The sequence below is a fragment of the Streptomyces coerulescens genome (genome assembly GCF_042657965.1).
Taxonomy (GTDB): domain Bacteria; phylum Actinomycetota; class Actinomycetes; order Streptomycetales; family Streptomycetaceae; genus Streptomyces; species Streptomyces coerulescens.
The window spans coordinates 23,210-46,595 of record NZ_JBHSKM010000012.1 but is presented as its reverse complement, the minus strand read 5'-3'; the positions used below and the strand labels follow the sequence as shown (position 1 = coordinate 46,595).

Here is a 23,386-nt window from a genome sequence, read left to right as displayed (position 1 = left end):
TGCAGTAGACGCGTACAGCAAGGTCAATGACTGGATGAGCCCGCTCAGCGGACTGCTCGACGAGCTCATGCGCCCATTGGTGGAACCGCTGGCCGAGCAGCTCGAATTCGTCACCGGCGATCCCGAAGGGCTGCACAGCGCGGCCGACCTCTGGACGAGGCAGGCCGAGGAACTCCGCGACCTCATCGCGGACCAACGCCGTGACCGTGCGGATCTCTCCCACGAGTGGTCCGGTGACGCGGCACGCAGGTTCATGGAAGAGCTCATCGACCTGGAGGCGGAGTTCGAGGCCGAGGCCGCGGACATGGACGCCACGGCTGAGTTGCTCCGCGAGGCGGCCGAAGAATGCCGCGTGATCCAGGACCTGGTCGAGACGGTCATCCGCGAGCTGATCGAGTGGGCCCTCATCACCCTCGCTGCCTCTGCCGCCTTCGCCGCGCTCACTGCCGGCATCTCCGCAGCGGCCGGCGCGGCCGCAGCCGCCGCCGAGGGTGCCTTGGCCGCGACGCGGATCGCGAGCCTGGTGTCGCGGCTTGCGCAGGCGCTGAGGAAGATTGCGGATGCCATGAAGGCCCTCAAGGCGGTCGCCAAGACGAACCGATTCAGCACCTCCAAGCCATGGACCTGGAAGCATGTCGGTGACTTGAAGACCGCTGACGGACTGGCAGCGTTCGCGGCCCACCGGGTTGTGAAGACCACCGGTAAGGCCGTCCTCGGCGCGGCAGGTCTCACGGGTGACCCCGTCGGGCAGACAGCTCAGGAAGGGCTGGAGGGAGCCGCGGGCATCGCCGCCGACGAGGTCGACGACCGCTTGGAGGGAAACCGCAATCCCAGCACACCCATGCGTGAGGACCTTGGCATCGCCAATCCGTCGGACAGCGACAGCCGGACCGTGGAGTCCCGGCACTGGGACAACCCCTTCGGCTGACTGCTCACCTGATCAGAAGGAAAGCGCGGGATGAACAACGACTGCCGTGGTCAGATTCAGCCGCACCTCCAGCCCGGAGAGCGGCTCCTCGCGGTGTGCGAGTGCGAAACGGCTCCAGGCGTACCCGAGCGGCCGGTCTGGCTGCGGCAACCGCCGCAGGAGTCGGAGCTGGAGCGCCGGCTCAAGTCCCGCCTTCCGGGGGCGGTACAGAGGTTCCTGCGGCCGGCCGAACCAAAGCCCGTCACACGGTTCGAGCGGACGATGGAAGGTGCTGACCAGGCCACGGAGAATGCCTTCACCCGGGCGGCTCACGGCAAGGGCATGAACGGTGGTTGGGAGAGCCAGGCCGGGCAGTTCCTGGTGACGCATTACAGTGCCGCTCGTTTGCCCGCTTCGACGCTGGCAGTCGCCTTCACCGATCGCAGAGTGCTTGCCTTCGCCGACCGCGCCAAGCTGTGGCAGACCGGTCGGGCGTACGAACTCCAGTGGGAAGCCCCTCGGACTGGCGTCCTGGGAGTCCGTGCCAATCCCAAGGGAGTGCTGCAGCGCGGTCGATTCGAGCTCGTTTTTGCAGACGGGTCGTGGATCGCATTGGTGGCCTCAGTGCCCACGCACGCTGAGCCTTTCGTCGCGGAGGCGGGTGGCGCTGGGCCCTCGTGAAGCAGCCCGTTGGCCGAGGACGGGCGGTTTTGATCTTCTCAGTGAATTCGAGAACTGTACTCAAAGAGCGGGAATGGCCCCTGCGTTGAGTCCACGGGCGTAGCTCGATTTCACGCCGGCCGCGGGCCGGTACTCACGCGCACTGAGCGAGCCGCACCTCTTGTCTCGCGTCTGCAGAAGCAGGTGTGGGGGGCGACGCATGCGCCATCTGAGGGACGACCACGGTGCTGTGGTGGAATGGATCATGGTGGTCGGCACTCGGCCGCCGTCAAGTGCTGGACTGATGAGGGGACTTATGAGCGGGGGATTCAATGTCGAGGGCGATGCGCTGCGCAAGTACGCAAAGGCTGTGGAAGCCGCAGCCGGCCGAGTGGACGGCATCCGAAGTCGTACGCAGCAACTGGAGCTCACGCAGCAGGCTTTCGGGAAACTGCCTCAGTCGGACGACTTGAAGGCCGACTACGACACTCAGCGCAAGGAATCCGGCGATGACCTCACCGACGCCGTCGACACGCTGTACGCCATAGCCGATGCGCTCAAGGACTCCGCGGCCGCCTATGACGACACCGAGACGAACAACCGGGGCATGTTGGGCGGGGGCCACTGATGGGCGCGGGGCAGGCAGCGGGTGATGCCCTGAGCCGGATCAACTTCGTTCTGGACTGGAGCAATCCGCTCGCCGGAGTGCTGGACGAGATCATCCGGGGCATCATCAGCCAGTTCAATCTGGACGAACTCCTGGAACAGGTCAGCGGAGACAACGAGCTCCTCACCGAGACCGCGATCCAGTGGCGCAAGGCAGCCAATGATCTGCGCGGAGTGGCCGAGGACCTGGTCGTCGAACGCCGCACGCTGGCCGCCCAGTGGGAGGGCGAGGCGTTCGCGAAGTTCGACACCATGATGACCGAGTTCGAGGACGCCCTCAAGGGCGAGGCCACGGACATGGACACCATGGCGGAGCTCCTCGAGATGGCGGCTCAAGAGTGCGCGGCCGCCGAGCAGTTGATGCTCGACCTCATCGTGGAGATCGTGGAGGTCGTGCTCGCGACCGCCGCGACGACAGCCATCCTCTCGCTTCTGACGGCGGGCGCCGCAGCAGCCATCGGGCCGCTCATCGCCGCCGCGGGCGTCGCCAGCAGGGCGGCCAAGGCCGTGAGGATCACCGCGAAGCTGGCCGACGCCCTGTCGGACATCGCGAAGCGCATGCAGCTGCTGCGTAAGCTGATGAAGCTCCGGAACGCGCTGCGTAAGGGCCCCAAGCACTTCAAGGGTGGCCTCGGGCGTTTCATTCGCGGCACGAAGAAGCGGGACGAGTTCGGCAACGAAGTCACCGTGCGCAACCCCAACGATCTGGCCATGTACGTGGGCTACAAGGTGGTCAAGAAGGGTGTGAAGGGTGTTGTCAAGGACGTGATCGGCGCGGACCCGGCGGGGGCGGTCCAGGAGAGTCTCCTGGAGGACGGGCCGGGAGTGGCGGAGGAGCGGTACGAATACCACCAGCGCCCCGATCCGCAGCGTCTCGATGAGCGTACTGACGTCACGCCTGCGGGTGCGGCAAGGACAGTAAGGGACGATTTCGGGTGACCAGGACGGACCGCGGCCGGGAGACGGTCGAGCGGGCAAGGGCGTTGGTGCCGACGGGCGAGGTGCTGCGTGGTGATCACGGGGTCTACCTCGCCGAGCGAGCTCCGATGCCGGGCTACTTCCGCCGACCTCGCTCCTTGCGTGCCGAACGCCGCACGCTCGGGAGCTGGCTGATGATGCCCGTGTTCTGGGTCGCCAGGCTCTATGGGATCACCTGGCACCCGATCGAGGCGCTCGTCGAGGCGTTCACGGAACGTGAGGAGAAAAAGCCGGGTAAGCCGTTCCACGGCGGCTGGCAGAGTCTGGCCGGCCAGTTGGCCCTCGCCGTGGTACCACGGACCAAGAACAGCAGGGCCGTGATGCTGCAGGTCACTGACCGCCGCCTGCAGGTGGTGTACGTGTCCCAGGCTCGCTCCTTCACCGGCAGGCCGGGGCCGGCCGAAGTGGGATGGACCACGGACCTTCGCGATGTGACCTGGATCCGGGACCGCAGCGACGTGGCGGGCGGTGACCACGAGATCGGGTTCATCGACGGTTCGTGGTGCTCGGTCCACTTCGGGGGCAAGGGTTGGAGTCGGATCTCGGAGGCGTTTCCGTTGAGGTTGAGCCATCTCGACCCGATTCCGCACGCGGCCTGACAAGCCGGTCGTCCGACGGCCGTTACGGACCGCCGGCGCGCGCCGATGGCGTTCCCGGCGGGAGATCATCTGATTCTCCGTTGCCCTGTCGGGGTGAACTGCCTGTCGTTCGGCAGGCAAGCTCAACCCAGGCCCCCTGGACCGGAGGTGGGCCTGGATGCAGCTTGCGTCTGCGAAGGTCATAAGCTGTCGCCAGATTCGCGGGGGCGCCGAAAGGTACGCGAGTGGCTGTAAGTGGGCTGCGCAGCAACCTGGGTTGCGAGTCAGTTGAGACGCCGGCTCTGTCACGAGAGCCCGGACTACCCATCGTGCTCCCTCGCAGGTAGAGCTGTGAGAGGGAAGAACCCGATGTCTTATCCCCCGCCGCCGGGAAGCGGCAACCCATATGGGCAGCCGCCCCAGCAGAGTGGTTGGCAGCCGCAATGGCAGGGAGCAGGCTCTGTGCCCCCGCCCGCCCCGGTCACGCCCCCTGCATCGCCGCCGATGCAACCGGGGCTGTCTCAGCACGGTGCGTACGCCCCGCCCGGGAGCCCCGTCCCCGGGAGCCCTGTCCCCGGGAACCACATGCCTGGCGCGCCAGTTCCTCCCCCGGGTGGGGGTGGCACTGCCCGAAAGGTCCTCGGCAGTCTGCTCATCGTGTTCGGTGTGCTCGGCACACTCGGCGGTGGAGCACTGGCGGCTCACGCGTACAGCAACAGCCAGCGGTCGATACCCAACAGCGACTACGGGCCGACGCTGTGGCGCAACGAGACCGCGGATCGCCTGTTCCCGGCGACCGTCGGCGAGCCCAGCTATCAGCACGACGCCTCGGACCGGAAGGTCGCGCAGTGGAGCCGTATGGGCGTCTCCCAGGACACTTCGTGCTCCAAGGGCCTCAGCGGCGAGACCAAGGAGACCGCGGAGCGGCTTGGCTGTGAGGCCGTACTGCGTGCCACGTACGTTGATCTCACCGGTGAGATGCTTGCCACCGTCGCGATCATCGTGGTGCCCGAGGGCACCGCCGGCCAGGAGATGGGCGAGTTTCTCGACAGCCAGGAGCAGGCGGACGTCCCTGACGCGGCAGTGGTGCCGTTCGCGGTGCAGGGCACGCTCGCCGCGAAGTGGCGGGAGAACAGGCGCAACGGGATGGGCGGTGATGCCCTGGAAGGCTACGCCGTCGCCGTCACGACCGGCGCGGTCGACGGCCGTACGTCGGGCAACCTGCCTGGTGAGTTCGGGGACTACGGTGCGAACGACGAGGACAGGAAACCCTGGATGGACGCTGCGGACGCATTCAGCAAGACCTTCGGCATCCATCTCGCAAACCTCGAAGGGTGAGCCCTGCAGTGAAGTTCCGGACCATACGCGCGACCTCGACTGCAGTCGTCCTCGCAGGGCTGCTGAGCACGCTGGCCATCGCGCCGGCGCAGGCGGCCACGCCCGTCGGATGGGAAGGCGCGGCACTCAACCTGTCCGCGGCCCGGCAGTTGAGCCAGGGCGACGGAGTGACGGTCGCCGTTCTTGACAGCGGTGTGTACGCCGACCATCCCGCCCTCAAGGGCAAGGTCACCACCGGCCCCGACTACTTCAAGGATGGGCTGGAGGCGGGCGACTCGGAGTGGGGGCGGCACGGAACGGCCATGGCCTCGGACGTCCTCAAGGTAGCCCCGAAGGCCAAGATCCTCTCGGTACGTGTCATCGATGACAAGCACGAGGAGGAACGGACAGAGGAGGATCTGGAGGAGTCCTTCGGGAAAGGCAACAACCCGATCGCCGACGGCATCAATTACGCGGTCGAGCACGGCGCCGACGTGATCTCCATGTCGCTCGGCAGCGACGACCTGTTCAGCTCCTACGACGAGGACGAGGCCGCGGCCCTGGCCCGTGCCGCACGCCAGGGCGTGACGGTGCTCGCCTCGGCCGGCAATGCGGGCGATGTGCTCAACGGGTCCTCGTACCCGGCCGGTTACGCGGGCGTGATCGCCGTCGCCGCGACGCAGCAGGACGGCACGCGCGCCGATTTCTCCAGCGTGCACACCTACAACGACGTGGCCGCACCGGGTGTCGACATCATCAGCGCGACGAACACCGGCGGCTACAAGCAGGGCGATGGCACCTCACCGGCTTGTGCGCTGTCCGCCGGGGTGGTGGCGCTGATGAAGGCAAAGAACCCGAAGCTGACGCCCGCCCAGGTGAACGACGTCCTCATCGCCACCGCGGATCGCCCGGCGGGAGGCGGCAACGCCCTGCTCGGCCACGGCCCGATCGATGCGGCCGCAGCGGTGAAGGCGGCTGCATCCCCTCCCGCGGACAAGACAGCTCCGGTGGACTACAAGGGCAAGGAGCACCTGGCGACCCCGGACGGCACACCGAAGACCACGCATCCGGAGATGGAGCAGGAGGTGTGGCTGACGGGGCTGGTCGCGGGCGGCGTGGGCCTGGCGCTTCTCGCCGGTGGTGTGTTGCTGGTGGTGTCGGGCCGGCGGAAGTCCGCTGCGCAGGCGCCCAGAGTGATGCACCACCCGCAGGGGTCTTTCCCCGGCTGAGCGCCCCAGCCGTACGACGAGAGCTCTCGTTGCCAGGCAGCACATCCTGGCAGCGAGAGCGTGATCCGCACGTCGGGGCTGCGCGTCGACCGGCCTCTGCGCCCCGTGCCCATGCCGCGATCTCCGGTTTCGTGCGGGCCCGCCGGGGCCTTGGTCAAGTGAAGAGCCCCACCAGCAAACTGACCATGAGCCCGATCACGGCCACCAGGGTCGTGATGAGGTAGGGGCGGAACCGGCGTCGGCTCCACGGTTCTGTGGAGGAGAAGCCGGTGGTGGCGCCCAACACGCCGATCGACAGGGGCATCAGGCCGCCGAAGAACCACGCGCAGCCCACCGCGATCGCGCCGACCCAGCCATGGTCCGGCTTGTAGGACGTTTCGCCGGTCCTGATGGCCTCGATGACGAAGCCGCGTTGGTGCAGGGCGTCGCTCTTGAGTTCGGCGTTGAGGTCCTTGACCGAGCCGTCGTCGGCCGTGAAGGTGCCGTAGCACCACCGGGTCTTCGTCTTCTTCCGTGAGCTGCTCGATGTGCTCGAGCGGTATTTGTAGTCGACCGTGCAGGTGTCGACGGTGAGCTTGCCCTGGGTCGACGTGGCGTAGGTGTAGGGGCCGAGGTAGGCGCCGAGTGCCATGAGGACGACGCCTACGAGGATCAGGGCCGCGCCGATGAGGCGGCCGAGGCTCGTCCGCTCTTCAGGGGCGGCGGCGTTCGGCGCGGCGTTCCCTTGTACTTGGGTCATTGAGGGTTCCTCAGGAGGGGGATGTGGCGGTCACAGGACGAGGGCGCAGACGAGGGCCGTCAGGGCGCCCAGAGTGAACAGGCCGCCCAGTACGGGGCCGGTGACAGCCGCGGCCGGCAGGCGGTGCCAGGAGGCGGCGAAGCCGGGGCCGTTGCGGGCGCCGAAGCCGGTCAGGAGGCAGTGGACGCCGAAGGCCAGCACGGAGAGGCAGAACGCGAGAATCGCGGCGTCGTCGCCGGGGTCCCGGTCCTGCGGTAGCTCGAAGGTGTCGTCCACTTGGACCACGGGGATTTTCGCACCCGCTTCGAAGCGTGAGGACGTCTCCACCGACGCGTCCCGGTAGGCGGCCTCACCGCCTTGCGCGCTCCAATTTCCGGTGCAGCTGAACTTGAGTTCCGTAGAACGCCTGTGCGCGCCGTAGTGGGTCTTCGTGTGACTTTCGCATGAAGAAATCGTGAGGGTTCCTTCGGTGCCGTCACCTGCGAGTTCGCTGCGTAGTTCTGGAATGGTCACCATGGCGACGATCGCGGCCACGAGGAGCAGCCCCAAACCGAGGAGTCGTCCTATCCAAAGACTCCCGGTGCTGGCGTAACGCGGCTGTGTTGTCACCAATTTTGGTGCCCCTTTGGATAACTTGACGAACTCTTGACCGGCGGGTTGGCGGCGCCGTGCGCGAGGAGTCTAAGGTATCGGCCTGTCGTCCAATATGAACTACGGCAAGGGCGGTTCGGGGGAGAGTCATGGAGTTCGACAGCTTTAGCGTGGACACGGATGTACTGCGTAGGCAGGGAGGGAAGTTCGCCGATCTCGGGGGTGATTTCTCGACCGCGTCCAAGTGGCTTCAGGATTCCCTCGAAGCGCTGGGCGAGCCATGGGCGGATGCGGACTTCGGGGAGATTTTCGGGCAGGTGTACACGCCGATTCGCGACGGAATCTTCACATCCATGGACAGTCTCGCGGAACGGCTTCAGAAGATCGGTGGCAACCTGCAGGACATGGCCCGCAACTACGACGCATCGGACACGTCGAACAGCGGGCTGATGAGCGGGATCTCCAGCCAATTCTGATCAACCTGTCAATTACAATTGTATAGTTGAATTCGGGGGCTATTGGCATGTCGCTCACACTTCCCGGTGAGCTGGTCTGGGTGCTCGATCTCCTTGGCTACACCTGGCCGGAGGTCGACGAGGAAGCGCTGCACAAGGTCGCCGAGACCTGGCGGGCTTTCGGTGCGGACCTCGAAGAGATCCAGCTGAAAGGCGAAGGGCTTGCCCGCACCGTCGTCTCGCACAACTTCGGTACGGCCGTTGACGGATTCAGCAAGGACTGGGGTGCCTACACCGGCGCGAACGGCGAGGACCGCTACCTGCCGGATGCGAGGATCGCTTGCGAAGTGATCGCCTTCGCGTTCGACGCCGCCGCGGTCGCCGTGCTCACGGCGAAACTGGCCGTCATCGCCCAGCTCATCGCCCTGGCCATCGAGATCATCGCCGCCCAGGCGGCTGCTCCCTTCACCTTGGGACTCTCCGAGGTCGGTGCTCTGGGTGCGACACAGGCCACGCGGCTGATCGTCCGAGAGCTGCTGGACCGGCTCAAGAGGGAGATCATGGAGGCGGTCACCAAGGCCATGGAGCACGCCACCATGGACGCGGTCAAGAAGATCGCCAAGGACAAGGTCAAGCAGTTCGTCCAGGAGAAGGTGGTCGACGCGGCCAAGGAGAAGGCCACCGAAGCCGCCGTAGGAATGGCGCAGGACCTCGGCCGGCAGAGCATCGAGACCTATTTCGACGCGCGATCCGGCGTCGACCTCGGCGAGACGGCGGATGTGGCCAAGAAGGCGGCCGGTGAGTATGTCGATGGCCTGAAGAACGAGGTCACCGGAGGTGAGGGGTCGACATTCGCCGGCTACGTGGATCCGGCCTCGCATGTGAACAACGCCGTGGACGCGGCGACGGAGCGGGTCACCGGGGCGGCCGGGGACCGCGTACAGCACGGTGTCGACGCGATCACCCGGCGCGATGCCGACGGGACGGCGGCGGGTGACGGCTCCGCATCCACGGAATCCGGGGCGGGCGCCGCATCCGCGGGATCCGGGGTCGGCTCCTCCGACACCACACAGGCTGCCAACAGGCCCGTGGCCACCGCCTCCGCGGCGAACTCCGGTTCCCCGGGTCCCTCCAACTCCTCAGCCGGCGCGGACGACTGGGCCCGCAATGAATTCGGATGACGTCATCGTCCCCTCCCGGGGGCACTCACCTCTGGCAGGAAGATCCCCACACCCATGACCGCCGCCGACCGGGAAATCCAGGACGAGGAACTGATGGGGATCGCCAGGACCCCGAGCACGCCCTCCGGCTGCACTGCTCCCTGCGCACCATCGCCGATGCGACCTCGCTCAGCCCGGACCTGCGGGAGATGGCCCGGTCCGTGCTGAGCGGGAGCGTCGATGTCGAGGACGCCTTTCGGGATCCGCGCTGTACCGAGGCCGTGTTCCAGCGGATGCATGAGATCCGTCGGGCGGCCGACGACCAGACCCACGCGGAGCGTCAGGACTCCAGGGCCCGGTTCGTGGAGTGGGACGCGCGGCAGCGGGCCGATCTGGCTCGTGAGCGTGCCGAGCGGGACGCCCCGGTGTCCCGGGGTGGCAACTAAGGAGCGATCACATCGCGCGGCGCCTGCGGCCGATGAGGTAGGCGAGACCCCATGCCGCGGCCGCGGCGAGGAGCAGGCCGAGGGGGAGAACCAGTCGACTCCGCCGTCCAACTCGTTGTTCCACCAGGCCTTGGCGGGGATGAAGGGGTCGGCCTCCATCATGTCCCCGATGGCGGCGGGCGACTGGCGGTCGGCGATGATCAGCGGGAGGGCGTTGGTGAAGCCGAAGAAGGCGCCGGCCGCGGCGATGACGGCCCCGCTGACGTGGGCGCCCGTGTTGCGGTGACCCACCAGGCCGATCAGGCAGCCGACGATCGCTCCGTTGATCAGCGCGTGGACCAGGTACATGGTGTTGGCCTGGGTGACCGTCAAGTCCTCATACGTGGCCAGGATGAGACCGCTGTAGAGCAGCGAGACGACGACCGAAGCGAAGAATCCGAGGAAGACCGCCCCCACGGGATGACCGCTTGCGTTCGGCCGCTGCCCGTAGGGCGCCTGGAACGGCGGGGTGGGCTGCATCGGGTACATCGGCTGTCCTGGGACAGGCGGCATTCCGGGCTGCATCGAAGGCTGGCCGGGCTGCGTCGGAGGCTGCCCAGGGACCGGCGGCGCGCCGAATCCCGGTGCCTGCTGTGGCGGAGCCGGTTGCATGTATGGGTTGTTGGGGTCATGCGGGGGCTGTGACGGCGGCGGGGGCGGTTGGAAGGGCGGCTGGCTCATTGGATTCCCACGGAGTGAACAAATAGGAACAGCAAGTTATCAGTGAGATCGGGAGAGGGCCGTCGGGGGCGGAGCGGGCGGTGTGAAGGGAGCGGAGGATGGCGAGATGCGCCGAACCCGTTCAGGAAAGAGGGCCGGCGCCGCGTACGAGCGGTGAGGCAGCGGTCCCCTGCGCCGCTGCCTCACCGGTTCAGCACTCCTTGACGTCCGGGATCTTGTTGTCGGGCGAGCTGATGTAGATGTTGGAGATCCAGCCGCCGTACTGGGGCAGATACGCCCACCAGTCGTTGGTGTAGGGCGGCACCGAGACCTCCTGTCCCTTCCTCTGACAGCCCACCAACACCTCGACTCCCGCCGGTAGTTGAGTGATCGCGGAGTTCGAGGTGGACGGATCCGGGCGGACGTTCACATGGTCGCTCCATGTGCCGTACCACCACCCCGCCGGCCGCGCCGCGCCCGGCACGTGCAGCGAGCGGGTCAGCCGGCCGATGTCCGTGTACGCCCTTCCGTACGACGTCCCCACCGGGTGCAGGGTGAACACGGCCACGATGAACCGGTCACCGGCGCCCACCGTTCCCGTGCTGTGCAGCGCCGGTCGGGTCAGGTCCACGTCCGCGGCAGCAGGGGCGGAGCGCGGGGCCGAGGCAGGGGCCTGGGCCTGGACTGACGTACGGGATGCGGCGGCCCCCGTACCGCAGGTGCCCTCCTCGTACGACGACCCCGCCCAGCCCTGCTTCACCGCCCACGGCTTCTCGAACGCCCCGGCGATGCCGAAGTGCTGGTCGAAGCGGTCCGAGGCGCATCGCGTGGACTGGCGCAGGTTGCCCATCACGAAGTCGCGCACGGGGCCCGGCGCCTTGTCCAGGAGGTAGCGGTAGATCGTCACGGTGTCGCGGGCGGAGAGCGAGGTGTAGCCCCAGTAGCCCTCGTACCCGGCGGGCGGCGGTGCCGTGTCGCTCAGGCCCAGCCGGTCGGCCATGCGGTTGATGATCGCCGAGCCGCCGTTCGTCGACCAGTAGTGGCTGGCCGCCTGGTCGTTGCTACTGCGCAGCATCGGCTCCAACAGGGCGCGGTCGGCGGCGGGCACGGTGTAGTCGGGGCCCCGGTTCCACAGGAAGTCCAGCGCCAGCAGCACCTTGACGACGGAGGCGGACCGGAAGCGGGCGCTCGTGTTGAGCTGCTCGGTGAAGGTGCCGGTCTGCCGGTCGAAGACGGCCGCCCCCGCCGTCACGCCATCGGGCACGTGGACGGACGCGGCGGCGGCCTGCGAGGGCCGCCAGGCCGGGGCGTCGGCCGCGGCGGACCCCGCCACGCCGCCGACGAGCAGCAGCGTGACGGCGGACGTGAGGAGCCGGCGCCTCACTGGTAGGGCTCTCACTGGTAGTGCTCCCTGAGGTGGAGCGAGTTGATCGGCGTGAGGTCGACGTACCAGCCCTCCTGCGGAGGGATGGACTCGTGGCAGTCCGTGTTGATGGACTTGCACAGCTCGACGAGGGCGCCGTCGTACTGGTTGTTGAAGACCCAGTGGTTGCCGTACTGGTTGTAGATGGGGTGGAACCCGTACGAGTAGAAGATGTGGCTGGGGTGCGGGTTGTCCACCGGCACCGTGTTCTGCGGATAGATGCAGACGGCGCCGTACGGGCAGCCGTCCCACGTGCCGCCCTCGGCCTGGGCCTGGGTGGTGCCGGTCAGGACGGCGGCGGTGGCGAGGGCGAACGCGGCGGCGCCGCGGAGGAGTCTGCGCATGGTCATGCCTTTCGCGAGGAGGAGAGGGAAGCGCGAGGAGGAGCGGGAAGTCGGGGAACGCGACGCGGATCCAGGGTCTGCCGGGTCTACCACCAGTCGGAGCAGGTCACGCGGCCGTCCGAGATCAGCGAGCCGCAGACCCGGAACTGGTACTGCGGATCGGTGCTGGTGCGCCGGAACGGAGTGGTCAGGCTCTGCCCGGCGGACCGGACGGTGAAGGGGCCGCACTGGAGCCAGGGCGACACGGCGTTGTCGTGGTCCCAGCCGTCCGCACGCCAGTCCATCCAGACCTTGTCGCCGGGCCGGGTCTCGCCGCTGATCTTGCCGAAGGCGATCTGCTGGCCGACGTAGACGCCCTTCTCCAGCGTGAAGCGGGCGTTGCCGAGGTTGAAGCTGCGCGGCTTGCCGGTGTCGCCCTCGGCGTTGTCGGGGTGGTCGCGGAAGCCGCGGGCGCCGCCCTCGCAGTCGGAGGCGGCGGCCTGTGCGGGCTGCGCGGGCTGGGTGAGTACGACGCCGGTGGCGACCGCACACAGGGCGGCGGCCGTGGCGAGGGTGGAGCGGAACAGGCGCATGATGGCCGTCTCTTCCTGGCTGTGGAGGGTGCCCCGTGACGCGACCGATGCGATGCGAGCGGGGCCTGGAGACGACTCGAACCCTAGAGAAGGGAGCGGCTTGAGCGGTCCTGACAAATGTCAGGGTCAGATGGTCAGGGCGCCCTGGAAACGGAGGTTGGTCACGTCGGGGTGGGCGGTGGCCGGCCGGCCGTGGCCGCGCGGTTCCGGGGCGAGCCGCTGCCCTTCGAGGCCCGGGAGTTCCCGGGTGTGAGTGAACGAGTCGAGGGCAGCGCGAAGTTGACTGGCGCGGACTATCCACCGGCATCTCTCGCACGTGACGGGAGATACTGGGGTGTCGAGAGGCGAAGGGCAACGAGGAGAGACGACATGACCAGGCAACCGCAGAACTCACCCGACCCGCACGGCTCTCCGCAGGAGCGAGGCGTGCTGGACGAGGCGCTCGAACCGGGGCAGATCCGTTCGCTGAACTCCGCCCTGCGCAAACTGACCGAGACCGACGGCGTCAGCAAGGACATGCAGGAGGCGGCGAAGAGAATGCTCTCCGGCCGCCTCGCCCTGCGCGATGCCCTGGACGACCCCGCCGTGGCCCGCGCCCTGGGCGGAGGCATGGCGTCCCTGCGCGGCCAGTGGGAGTCGCTCTCGGAGGAGGAGCGTGACCGGGTCCGGCATGGTGAGCCACTCGCCGGCGGCGGCCCGTCGTCCGAGTCCCCCGAGCAGAAGGGCCCGCAGACCCAGTCCTCCCAGCCGCCGAAGAAGGGGCAGGGGCGTCACAGCGGGGGGTTCTCGCTGTACTGATCCAAGTACGGGGCGGCCGGTGGGGCCGTCGAGGAGCAGAATCCCAGTTGCGCGCGGATCTGGTCGGCGGCTTCCTGCGGGCCGTGCTGAGCATTCACCCTCCACCGAATGCGGTCTTCCAAGGCTCGGAAGATCCCGCCGACGGGTCGATCTGGGACGGGCTATTCGGTGCCCCAGGAGTCCAGATCGCCGTCGAAGACCTGCTCCCAGTGATCTGCGTCCTCGGTCGCCGGGTCGATGTCCTCCGCCCACTGCCACAGGCTGCGACGGGCATCCTCGCGTTCGGCGGGCGTAGGGAAGGGGCTGGTCAGGAATTCGTGGTACAGGCAGAGAAGGGTGGCGAACTGGCGAAGACTCGTGGACAAGGTCAACGAGCTGTATCCCGTGCTGTAGTCCTGGACGACGGCACCGGTCCCGCCATCGAGCAGCACGCTACCGCCCGTCCATTCGGCAAGTGAGTAGAAGGGGCCCTCGCTCTCCGGAGGATCCACGTCATCCGGCCAGGGGACTTCCACCAGCCCCGTCTTCGCCAGGTCGGCCGTGCGAACGAAGGGCAGTTGGTCCGTCAAGCAGGGCCAACCGACGCTGGTGAGGAATTGCCGACTGTCCGAATCGCTCAGACCGGCCGGCAGGTCGTCAGCTGAAAGCACCCGGCACGTACCTTGCCCGAACGAGCCTTCCAGCCATGAGCGAGTGGGAGCGTTCGGTGCCACGGCTTGGGCAGGACAGCGCCAGAGGGCTGCCTCGGTGATGGGGCCGACTAACGGTTCCGGCAGCGCCTCCAGGTGAGGCTGTTCCCCTGGGGAGGTTGCTACGTCTACGACGAATGGGCCGGTGGGGCCTGAGATCAGCCATTCCGCATCGGACACGGCCTTGGATCTGAAGGGGCGCGAGGTGCCCGGGCGCCCGTCGAAGATGTGGCGTACCGGTGGCCCTACGGCACGCAGGCGCCAGGAATGGCTCTCCGTGAGCTCCGGAAACTCTCGTGCGTTCTCGGGCTCTTCCGACTGCTCCGACCGTCCGAAAGTTCCGAACGGGCGGCATCTGGTCCAGACGGTTTTCCAGGGGAGTTCGACCCCGGACTCGGCGACGATCGACCGGGCCAGCGATTCATCCCCCCGGTTGAGTGCCGCATGATGCAGCCACGCCACCCACTCCGCATGCGGTGCGGCCGCAAGCCCCAGCTGCTCGAAATAGTGGGCATCGATGGGAAGGCCACCCTGCGGAATACCGCGAGGCCAGGTCGCGGCCATGCCCTGCAACAACCCCTTCGCATCGAGATTCGCGATGACCTGACCGTCAGCCAGCAGAGTGTCGAGGAGGCCCGCACGGGAGGCATGGAGCGCGGCTGCTCGCGCGGCATAGACACCGGTGGGGCCGACACTTTCCCATGCTGTCGCACCGCGTGCCTTCAACGGATCCAGGAGTGCGGAGAGCAGACTGCGCTGATCGACAGGACGGAGCAGTCTGATGCGATGCCGATCCGATTCGCTTTGAAATCCGAACTCGTGGCCCAGGCCGGGGACTTCAGTGATGAGCAGGCGATCGGAGAGGGACTGCGCGAGTTCGACGAGTTCGCCGGACGACGTCTGAATGCCCAGGCATCGGCAGAGCTCCACCCAGACAGGAAGGGAGACGGTGCGGAGTTCTGCTGTCGCCAGGGCCAGGACAGCGGGGTGCCGGGTGAGGATGTCCTGCCATTCCCCGGACCGGGTCTCTGCGTCGTCCGGCGAGGTCAGGACGATGTCATTGCGTGTGGGTGCCGGCACCCAGGGCTTGTCGGCGGAACGCTCGACCACGAACTGCAAGGTCGGCCGCGAGAACTGCTTGAGCGTACGGATCATGCGCCCGCTGATCAGGCTTGCCTCGCTTGAGGTCACGAACTCGCCGGCCCACTGAACGTTACCGAGCAGCGCGACGCCGTCAACCCGAATGCGCTGGGCACCGGCAACGAGTGAGGCCGGTGAGCCGGTGACACCCCAGGCGCGCAGGAGGTGATCGGCGATTTCATCAGCGGTCCTGCCTCGGCAGTCGACATGGACGGCTCCCGGGATCCGGGCTGCCAGTTCGCTGAGCAAGGCAGTCTTCCCGGACCCCGGTACGCCCCGGACGGCGAGGGTTCGGTACACGCGATGGGGTTCTGCCAGCCAGGCTTCGGCCTGTTCGAGTGCCCGCTCGGGTGTCAGTTCCACTCGATTCCTCGCTTCAGCGTTCGCGTTCTGATCGTCCAAGGTATCCGAAGGGTTCAGCGGCTCACTCCGCTCCCGATCCCGCTGCCTTCATCCAAGCCCGCAACCACTCGCCGCGATATCTCACCATCTGCTCGTCGGTCATCGCCTTCACCTGCTGGCGCATGGCGATGTCCTCGGCCCTGGCTTCCTTGATCGCTTCCCGCCACTCCGCCGACTGTCGTACTCGGCTTCCTTGGCCGCGGCCTCGTTCCCCATGTCGCCCTTGATGTAGCCGATTCCGTACGAGATGCGGAGATCACCTTTCCGGGGGTTTTTCCTGCTGTTCCTCGGGGCGATTCTCCCGCGCCTTCTTGGTGCGGGCGCGAGAATCGCCAGTGTCTCGCTCCATGTCATGGCTGCGATAGTCGGAACAGTTCGCCCTGCCGGTTCCTGTTCTATTGCCACAAGGTGTCCGTTGCCGAGGCCGCTGAAACGGGCGCCCAGCCGTGTTCTCGATGCGGTCGCGGCCGCCCTTCTCGCCGCGGTCCGACGGGTTGCCGTCCGCATCCAGGTCCGGGTACGCGCCCCCGCAGCCGTGGGATTGCCGGCGTAGGTGTCGACCAGTGTCAGGGTCAGATGGGCAGGGCGTTCTGGAAACGGAGGTTGGTCACGTCGGGGTGGGCGGTGGCCGGCCGACCGTGGCCGCGCGGTTCCGGGGCGAGCCGCTGCCCTTCGAGGCCCGGGAGTTCCCGTGATGTGAGTGAACGAGTCGAGGGCAGCGCGAAGTTGACTGGCGCGGACTATCCACCGGCATCTCTCGCACGTGACGGGAGATACTGGGGTGTCGAGAGGCGAAGGGGTAGCGAGGAGAGACGACAGGGGCAGGTACGGGCCGGTCGCGAATGGCCTCGGCGTACGCGGGCAGGTCAGCGTCTTCGACGAACGCGGTTTCCAGTGTCAGTCGTTGTGCAATGCGTACGTCCACGCTTCGGACTGGGAGCCGGCCGCGTCGATTTCCCAGACCGCGTCTTCGATGTGCTGCCGGAACAGATGTTCTTCGTCCCCGTTGTCCAGCGTTCCAAGAATACGGCGTCCGGCGATCCACTGAGTGACCATGGCCAGGAAGTGGTCGAGGGACGTTGCGACGAGGAAGCCGTCGAGTCCACTCTCATCGGCGCTACGGGGCATGCGCAGGACGTGCCCGGAGGGGCCGTCGATCACGATCTCGGCGCCCATCCACAGACCGATCTGGAAGAAGGGGCCACTTTCTGCGGGCTGTTCGATGTCCTTGGTCCAGGGCAACTCCCACAGGAAACGTTCGTACTCGGGCTCCAGCCGGATTCCCTTTTCCTGCATGACGGGAAGACCGACACTGGTCAGTACCCGGCGGGCGGTTTCATCGGTGAGCCCGGTCGGCAGGCTCTCCGGTGGGGTGCGCAGGACGGGCGCCTCAGGGAAGAGCTTTGCCAGATCGGCAGCGGTCGTCGTGGGGGCATTCATGGGCAGAGTGGGGCCTGCAGCGATCTTTGCGCCGAGGAGCGGCGCCCCACGGAGTGGAGCAATCACGTGCTCTGCTGCCGTATCTGCGCCTTCCACGGCGAAGATGCCTCCCGGGCCGGCGAAGACCGTCAGATTGCCAAGACGCAGTGAAACAGGCAGGAACTCGCTCTCAGGTCCTTCCTCACTGTTGTCGTGAGCCAGGAGTTCCCTGCGACTGGTGGGACCGGCCCAGCCCGTCTCCGGCGGCCAAGTCAGTGCATTCACGGCCTCGTCGGGGAAGACCTCGTCGAACCAGGGGCCTGCCAGGAGCTCCGAAGTTTCCGCGTCCCATACCCGCACCCCTTTGTCCGAGGCCTTCGCGGCCACCGCCGGGCGATCGCGCCAGCGCACCTCGAACAGGGTGTAAACCGGACCGGGTTCGAGGTATTCCAGGTCGTATCCGCCCGGTGGCCGCCAGCGCGTCCACCGGGCCTTCCAAGGAAGACGTACGCCGGACTGTTCGATGCCGACGCACAGCTCGCTGTCGTTTCGCGCCATCGCCATCAGGTGCAGCCACGCAGCCCACTCGCCCTGATCCGTCGGCGCCACCCCGTACATCCATGTGTACGCCGTGTCGGCGGCCGCGTTCGAACCGGGCACCGAACCGTCATACGCACAGTGAGCAGCGTCCAAGAGGGCGTTCTGCGGAAGGTTGGCGAGTACGCCGCCTTCTCGCAGCAGTGCGTCGAACTCCCCTGCCTGCACAGCGTGCATGGCCAGACCATGCGCGGCGTAACGCCCGAGTGGACCGGTGGCGGCCCATCCGTCCGGATGCCGCAGCCGGGGAGCGAGCCCTCGCAGCCACCGGACCATGTGGCTGTTGACCCGCTCGCTCAACTCCGCCGGCGTCTCGCGACGCAGTGCTTCGGCCACGGCCTCGTCGGCGAACGAGACCTCCGCGTCGGCGAGGGTGACGAGTTCGGAGAAACGGTCGGCAAGCTCGCGCAGCGCCGCCTCGTCGAAATCCGAGGCTCCGGCCGCCCGAGCCAACTCGCTCCACACCTCCAAGGGCACACGCCGAGGCTCGGACAGTGCCAGCGCGCGCAGTTGCGGGGACTGCGAGGCGGTCACGACTGCCGCCGCGAGTGTGTTCTGGGCGCCGTCGGGCGACGTATCGTCCAGCCAGAGCGAGGGCCAACGGTGCGGCCACGCGTCAGGATCCGGTGGCAGCGTATCGACCACAACGCTCGGTCCGGTGAGGGCGAGACGCTCCGCCACGCGGTCGCGAACGAGAGCCGACTGAGCGGACCTGCGGGTGAGCCCGGCCCGTCCCGCGTGCGTGATCAGGACCAGCTTGCCGGCCCCGTGCCGACGGGCGGACTGGCGCCAGATGTAGGGCCGCGCCTGGTCATCAGGCACCCCTATGAGCCGGAGAGCGTCTCGGAACACGTCTTCCGCACCCGCTTCCGTGGCGTTGAGCAGCACGCTTTGGGTGATGTGCCGGTGCACTTCCTCAAGAACGCCCGTGGCGTTGGTGAGGCTGACGACGTCCAGGTGCTTCTTTTTGGGAGCGCCGTCGCCCCACCAGTCGCGAACTTGTGCAACTGCCTGTGGCGGAGCGAAGCGTTCGGGGTCTGGGGACGACTCGGACACGAGGCTGGGCTCCCTACTGCGGCGGATCGATGTGCAGCATAGCCTTCGCCCAAACCGCTCCGATGGCTGAGAGGTGGTGATCCATCTCGGCCTGCATCTCGTCTTCGTTCTCCGTGCGTATCTTCTTCACCTTGTTGCTGATCTGCTGGTCGGTGAGTCCGCTCTTCTCCTGCTGGCTCTTCAACTTGGTGCGCTCTGCGTCTCGCAGGGCCACGCCTTCGGGATCGGTCCGGTACGTGGTGCTGTAGTAGACGGGCACCTTGCCGTCCTTCAATTCCGGGTGCGTCCGCAGTCGTGTCGAACAGTCGGCGTGCCCTTGCCCGGAACCGCACGGCTCACGTTCCGTGTAGAGGCCTGCCATCCGGTACTTCGTGCCGTCGGGGCCGGAGTTCGTCCGGTCGAACCAGTCGAGGAGATGTTTCTCCGAGTGCCGGGGACTGACACCGGTGGGGTCTGCAGGGACCGACGAGTCAACGACGAACGTGCTGTTCCCGTTGTTGTCCACCACTTCGATGACAGCGTAGTTCTTGCCGGAGAAGTCTGGTTTATGGGGGCCCAGGGTGTCGATGAGGGCATTGATGTCGTTGTTGCTTGGATTGGATTTCTTCTGTCCGGTGAATCGATGATGGAGCTCGGCGATGTTCTTGTTGGTCTCCGGATCCGAACGGTATTTCTTGGGGAATTTCGCGTTGGCCTCGTCCCGGGCCTCCGCGCTGCGAGCTCGATCGTTGTCGGCGGCCACGTCGGGCGTACCGTCGGGGCGTTTGGAGTCCGCGTACGGCAGGCCGTCCCGGTCGTGCTCGGGATTGTGTCCCACACCCTGGCTCTCGTGGAACCCGAGGCTGAGCCGGGCTAGCGAGGCCACAACGGCGTACCGCTGCCCGTCGTTCATCTGACGGAAGTCGTCGCCCAGCGCGTCTTCCAGTTCCTGCCGCGTGAAGGCGGTGGGCGGTAGGTCCGTATCGCCATTCTCACGTGCCTGGTTGTACGCGTCCATCCGCTCCGCAGCACTCTGCAGGAGGGGGGTCAGGCGGCCTTCATCCGCCCAGTTCCTGAGACTGTCGTGGACCGGGTCCAGCCCGATGCGGTGGACCTTCAGGCCGCGCGGAGCGTCCGGGTCGTATTCGTTGTGCTCGTGCTGGTCGTCGCCCGGGTAATTGCGCACCGTCTGTTGGGGCGAGTCCGGAGAGAGGTTCTGTTGCTCCTCCGTCCTGGACTCCGGCTTGGGCAACGACGTGTTGCGCTCCTCCCGGGTCGGATCGTCGGGTAGCTTCTGGCCGTCCTTCTTCGGGTCTGCGCCTGCTGGATCCTCGGGCGGCCGTCGGTCTGCTCTGGCAGGGGTGGTGGCGGATTGCCGATCGGCGCGGCTGGTGCTGTCGGGGCGTGAGTGGTCACCGGTGGGTCCCCTGTCCGGCGAGACCGGCTGCCTGTTCCCGTCCAGCGGAATCGCGAAGACCCCGTTGTTCCCGCTGTGCAGTGGCTTCGAACTCTGCTGCCCCGTCTGGGCGTCGATGTATGTGATCTTGCCGTTGTGGTTGACGGCGTTCCACGCGTGGGCCCGCCCGTTGGCGTCCTGCGTGATGATCACGGCCTGCGAGCCGTGGCCGCTGTCGCGGAGGGTGTTCTCCAGGCGGTTGAACGCGTCGCGCCCGTTGCCCATGTCGCTGAAACGGGCGCCCAGCGTGTTCTCGATGCGGTCGCGGCCGCCCTTCTCGCCGCGGTCCGACGGGTTGCCGTCCGCGTCCAGGTCCGGGGTACGCGCCCCCGCGGCCGTGGGGTTGCCGGCGTAGGTGTCGACCGTGGACAGGGCGGTGTCGACGCAGTTGTTGTTGCGGCCCGGTGCGTCCCTGCCCTCGCCGTTGATGCGCTCCACCCAAGGGCCGTCCGCGGGGTCCGGCGGCCGGGTGGGGTCACCGTTCTCGTCTCGCGGGACCGAGTTCTCCAGGGCGTCCTGCTCGGCGCGGGTGGGGTCGGTGACGCCGCCCGGAGGGTTGGTGTTGCGAGTCTCCGAGGCCGGGGTCGGGGTCTCGTTCGGCTTCGGGTTGTCGGAGGAGTGCTGCTGGCTGGGGTTGCCGGGTGTGGAGTCCGGGCTGGACTGCTGGGGCTGGTTGTTCGGTGTGGTGGTCACGTGGTGGACCGGGACCGCGACGACCTGAGGCTGTTGCTGCTGCTGGTTCGGGGTGTTCGCCGGGGGCTGGTGGGTGCTGGATTGCGCGCCCGGTTGGTTCGGGGTGTTCGGCGTGCCCCCCGTGGGGTGCTGGGGCGGCCTGCTGGGGGCGGAGCCGCTGCTCGGCTGGTTCGGGGTGCCGGGCGTGCCTTGACTGGTGGCGCCGGGCTGGGGCGAGGGCGAGGGCGAGGAGTTCGGCGTGCTGCCGCTCGGTGTCGACGTGTGCCCGGGACCGGTGCCGGTCGATGTGGCGGGCGGGGTCGTGGGACTGCTGGTGGACGGCGATGCGGTCCTGGGAGGAGCCGACTGGGACGGGGCCTGGTTCGCAGTGGCCGTACCCGGACTCTGACCCTGGCCCGGAGGGCGGGTACGGGTGCCGCCGGACGAGTCCGCGGAGTTGCGGGGCGTGGTGCCGTCACCCGGCGTGGACGTCCCCGGGTTGGTGCGTGGCGGAGTGCGGTCACCCGGCGTGGACGTCCCCGGGTTGATGCGTGGCGGAGTGCGGTCACCCGGCGTGGTGCCAGGCGTCGTGCCCGGCGTGTTCCGGGGCGCGTTGCCGTCGCCCGGGGTCGTACTCCCGGGGCGCTGGGTCGGTATGCGACCGTCCGGCGTGCTCGACGTACGCCCATCCGCTGTACCGGGTGTCCGGCCGTCCGGTGTCGGTGCCGGAGTGCTCCGAGGTGTCGTCGGTGACGTGGGGCTGGGTGTGGACGCGGGCCCGGTCCCTGCGGTGGAGGGCGTGCCGGTGGAAGGGTTCCTCGCCGGGCCCGAGTGGGGATTCGGGCTCGTGGCGGACGTACTGCCGCCGGAGCCGCCCGGGCTGTGGTGCCCACCCGGTGCCGCACCCCCGGTGGAAGGTGCCGTGGGCGACGTAGGTATGGCCGAGCCGCCGTCCGAACGGCCGCCTGAAGCGGAGGGAGAGGAGTCGGCCGTCGGCGTCGGTGCCGCGTTGGACTGCGTGGGGGTGGAGGCGGCCAGGCTGTCGATGTTGGTGCCGATCGAGCCGCTGCCCGGCGAGGACGACGGTCCACCCGACGATGTGGGGGCCGGGCCGGAATGCGGGCTCGGCGAGGAGAGACCGGAGACGGACGGGCCACCGCCCGAGTGCGAAGGGCCGGACGTGCTCGGAGTGCTGTTCGAACTGCTGGAATCGGAGCCGTTGGACGAGGGACCGCCGGGTGAGGGGTCGTCGAAGTCCGACAGGGAGGGCCCCGTAGAGGGACCAGGCCTTGAGTACGGGCTGTCGGAGGACGACGGATTCCCGGAATCCGGGCCTGACCCGGAGCCGGAGTCGGGGCCGGCACCGATATTGGGTGCGCCGATGTCGTTGCCGCCCGTGTCGGCCGAGATGCCGCTGCCTATGTTCGTGCCGGGAATGTTGCCGTTGCCCGCACGGGTCGAGGTGTTGGAGTCGGACCCCGGCGAACTCGAGTCGGAGGACGACGAATCCGAAGTGGACGACGAATCCGAAGTGGACGACGAATCCGAAGAAGAGGAGTCCGAGGAAGAGGAATCCGAGGAGGACTTCGGGCTCTCCGACCCGGAGTCACTGCCGAGGTCACCCCCCGACGGCCCGTCGTACCCGTCGATGCGGCTGTCGATCGCGTTCCGGGCCCGGCTGCCGGCCTTCTGCCCCAGGCTGTCGCGCACGCCCTCCGCGAAGGTCTGCGGGCTCTGCCGGAGGGCGTCGAGGCCCGCCTCGCCGCCCTTCTTGATGGTGGCGCCGACGTCATAGCCTTCCTGGGCGCCGAAGCCGACGTTCACGGTCTGGCGGATGAGGTCGGAGATGATCGCCTCGATCGCCGAGATCGCGGGCTCCTTCAACGTCTCCACGATCGCCTCGATCATGGCCTTTTTGAGCTCGTCGAGGAGGCGTCGGACGATGAGGCGGGTGACCTGGGTGGCGCCGAGGCCGGCGACCTCGGACAGGCCGAAGGTGAAGGGCGCGGCGGCGTGGGCGGCGACGATCTCGATCGCCAGGGCGATCAGCTGCGCGATCACCGCCCACTTGGCGAACTCCACGAGGTAGGCGCAGGCTTCCAGCACGTTCGCGACGAGGAACGCGGCCTCGGCGGCGCTTCGCAGGTAGCCGTCTCCTCCACCACCGCCGTCGAACTTCTCGTAGGTCTTGGTGAACTTGTCGATCGACTCACCGGCGTTGTGGGCGGTGACCTGGCGCGCGGCACTGTTCGCCTTGGTGTGGAGCCCGTTGACCTTCTCGCCGAACTCCCGCCACAGCGCGGCGCAGTCTCTGAGCTTGTCCTCGTTCGCCGTCGGCCATCTGTAGCCCAGCATCTCGAGAACCCACTCGAGCTCGTCCGGCAACATCATCGCCACAGCAGAAGACACCCCCG

At 67.7% G+C, this 23,386-nt stretch carries 19 protein-coding genes; 10 read left to right on the top strand and 9 right to left on the bottom strand.

Features of this window, described 5'->3' with window-relative positions; all coding sequences use genetic code 11:
* Positions 1-34 precede the first annotated feature (34 nt).
* From ACFPQ9_RS19715 to ACFPQ9_RS19685, 7 genes are all read left to right on the top strand, one after another.
* Positions 35-928, top strand: coding sequence for a WXG100 family type VII secretion target (locus ACFPQ9_RS19715; protein WP_380854572.1), 894 nt, complete (start codon positions 35-37; stop codon positions 926-928).
* 30 nt (positions 929-958) lie between these two features.
* Positions 959-1,588, top strand: coding sequence for a hypothetical protein (locus tag ACFPQ9_RS19710; protein ID WP_380854570.1), 630 nt, complete (start codon positions 959-961; stop codon positions 1,586-1,588).
* Positions 1,589-1,883: 295 nt separating this feature from the next.
* Positions 1,884-2,195, top strand: coding sequence for a WXG100 family type VII secretion target (locus ACFPQ9_RS19705; RefSeq protein WP_380854568.1), 312 nt, complete (start codon positions 1,884-1,886; stop codon positions 2,193-2,195).
* Positions 2,195-3,172 (top strand): WXG100 family type VII secretion target, encoded by a 978-nt coding sequence (locus ACFPQ9_RS19700; protein ID WP_380854566.1) that lies wholly within the window; start codon positions 2,195-2,197, stop codon positions 3,170-3,172. Before ACFPQ9_RS19705 ends, ACFPQ9_RS19700 begins: the two co-directional genes overlap by 1 nt.
* A complete protein-coding gene (locus tag ACFPQ9_RS19695) occupies positions 3,169-3,810 on the top strand; it encodes a hypothetical protein (protein ID WP_380854564.1) in 642 nt (213 codons plus the stop codon). Before ACFPQ9_RS19700 ends, ACFPQ9_RS19695 begins: the two co-directional genes overlap by 4 nt.
* A gap of 645 nt (positions 3,811-4,455) precedes the next feature.
* Positions 4,456-5,127, top strand: coding sequence for a hypothetical protein (locus ACFPQ9_RS19690; protein WP_380854562.1), 672 nt, complete (start codon positions 4,456-4,458; stop codon positions 5,125-5,127).
* Entirely contained in the window at positions 5,124-6,335 is a 1,212-nt protein-coding gene (locus ACFPQ9_RS19685) for a S8 family peptidase (protein WP_380854560.1), read from the top strand. The genes ACFPQ9_RS19690 and ACFPQ9_RS19685 overlap by 4 nt, the downstream gene beginning before the upstream one ends.
* Positions 6,336-6,489: 154 nt before the next feature.
* Here ACFPQ9_RS19685 and ACFPQ9_RS19680 read toward each other — a convergent pair whose 3' ends face one another.
* Together ACFPQ9_RS19680 and ACFPQ9_RS19675 are read right to left on the bottom strand one after the other, a co-directional pair.
* Positions 6,490-7,074 carry a hypothetical protein gene (locus ACFPQ9_RS19680; RefSeq protein ID WP_380854558.1) on the bottom strand — a complete coding sequence of 195 codons (585 nt, stop codon included), beginning with the start codon at positions 7,072-7,074 and terminating at the stop codon, positions 6,490-6,492.
* 30 nt (positions 7,075-7,104) lie between these two features.
* Positions 7,105-7,401 carry a hypothetical protein gene (locus ACFPQ9_RS19675; RefSeq protein ID WP_380854556.1) on the bottom strand — a complete coding sequence of 99 codons (297 nt, stop codon included), beginning with the start codon at positions 7,399-7,401 and terminating at the stop codon, positions 7,105-7,107.
* A gap of 413 nt (positions 7,402-7,814) precedes the next feature.
* Here ACFPQ9_RS19675 and ACFPQ9_RS19670 point away from each other — a divergent pair, with 413 nt between their 5' ends.
* Positions 7,815-8,141 (top strand): hypothetical protein, encoded by a 327-nt coding sequence (locus tag ACFPQ9_RS19670; protein WP_380854554.1) that lies wholly within the window; start codon positions 7,815-7,817, stop codon positions 8,139-8,141.
* 47 nt (positions 8,142-8,188) lie between these two features.
* The gene (locus ACFPQ9_RS19665) at positions 8,189-9,301 is read left to right on the top strand and encodes a WXG100-like domain-containing protein (protein ID WP_380854552.1); all 1,113 of its coding nucleotides are present in this window, start codon (positions 8,189-8,191) and stop codon (positions 9,299-9,301) included.
* Between the two features lie 2 nt (positions 9,302-9,303).
* Here ACFPQ9_RS19665 and ACFPQ9_RS19660 read toward each other — a convergent pair whose 3' ends face one another.
* From ACFPQ9_RS19660 to ACFPQ9_RS19645, 4 genes are all read right to left on the bottom strand, one after another.
* Positions 9,304-10,254, bottom strand: a complete 951-nt coding sequence (locus ACFPQ9_RS19660) for a hypothetical protein (protein ID WP_380854550.1) — start codon at positions 10,252-10,254, stop codon at positions 9,304-9,306.
* 382 nt (positions 10,255-10,636) lie between these two features.
* Complete coding sequence (locus tag ACFPQ9_RS19655) at positions 10,637-11,824, bottom strand: hypothetical protein (RefSeq protein ID WP_380854548.1); 1,188 nt, start codon at positions 11,822-11,824, stop codon at positions 10,637-10,639.
* The gene (locus tag ACFPQ9_RS19650; protein ID WP_380854546.1) at positions 11,821-12,192 is read right to left on the bottom strand and encodes a hypothetical protein; all 372 of its coding nucleotides are present in this window, start codon (positions 12,190-12,192) and stop codon (positions 11,821-11,823) included. The genes ACFPQ9_RS19655 and ACFPQ9_RS19650 overlap by 4 nt, the downstream gene beginning before the upstream one ends.
* 86 nt (positions 12,193-12,278) lie before the next feature.
* A complete protein-coding gene (locus ACFPQ9_RS19645; protein ID WP_380854544.1) occupies positions 12,279-12,764 on the bottom strand; it encodes a hypothetical protein in 486 nt (161 codons plus the stop codon).
* 369 nt (positions 12,765-13,133) lie between these two features.
* On the opposite strand from ACFPQ9_RS19645, the gene ACFPQ9_RS19640 reads away from it, so the two are divergent.
* On the top strand, positions 13,134-13,562 hold the full coding sequence (locus ACFPQ9_RS19640; RefSeq protein WP_380854542.1) for a hypothetical protein: 429 nt from the start codon (positions 13,134-13,136) through the stop codon (positions 13,560-13,562).
* A 161-nt stretch (positions 13,563-13,723) separates the two neighbouring features.
* Here the strand turns inward: ACFPQ9_RS19640 and ACFPQ9_RS19635 are convergent, their stop codons facing one another.
* The 3 genes from ACFPQ9_RS19635 to ACFPQ9_RS19625 all read right to left on the bottom strand — a co-directional run bounded on the left by ACFPQ9_RS19635 (position 13,724) and on the right by ACFPQ9_RS19625 (position 23,360).
* A complete protein-coding gene (locus ACFPQ9_RS19635; RefSeq protein ID WP_380854540.1) occupies positions 13,724-15,754 on the bottom strand; it encodes an SUKH-4 family immunity protein in 2,031 nt (676 codons plus the stop codon).
* A 936-nt stretch (positions 15,755-16,690) separates the two neighbouring features.
* The gene (locus ACFPQ9_RS19630; RefSeq protein ID WP_380854538.1) at positions 16,691-18,865 is read right to left on the bottom strand and encodes an SUKH-4 family immunity protein; all 2,175 of its coding nucleotides are present in this window, start codon (positions 18,863-18,865) and stop codon (positions 16,691-16,693) included.
* A gap of 13 nt (positions 18,866-18,878) precedes the next feature.
* A complete protein-coding gene (locus ACFPQ9_RS19625) occupies positions 18,879-23,360 on the bottom strand; it encodes a toxin glutamine deamidase domain-containing protein (protein WP_465269581.1) in 4,482 nt (1,493 codons plus the stop codon).
* Between the last annotated feature and the right edge of the window lie 26 nt (positions 23,361-23,386).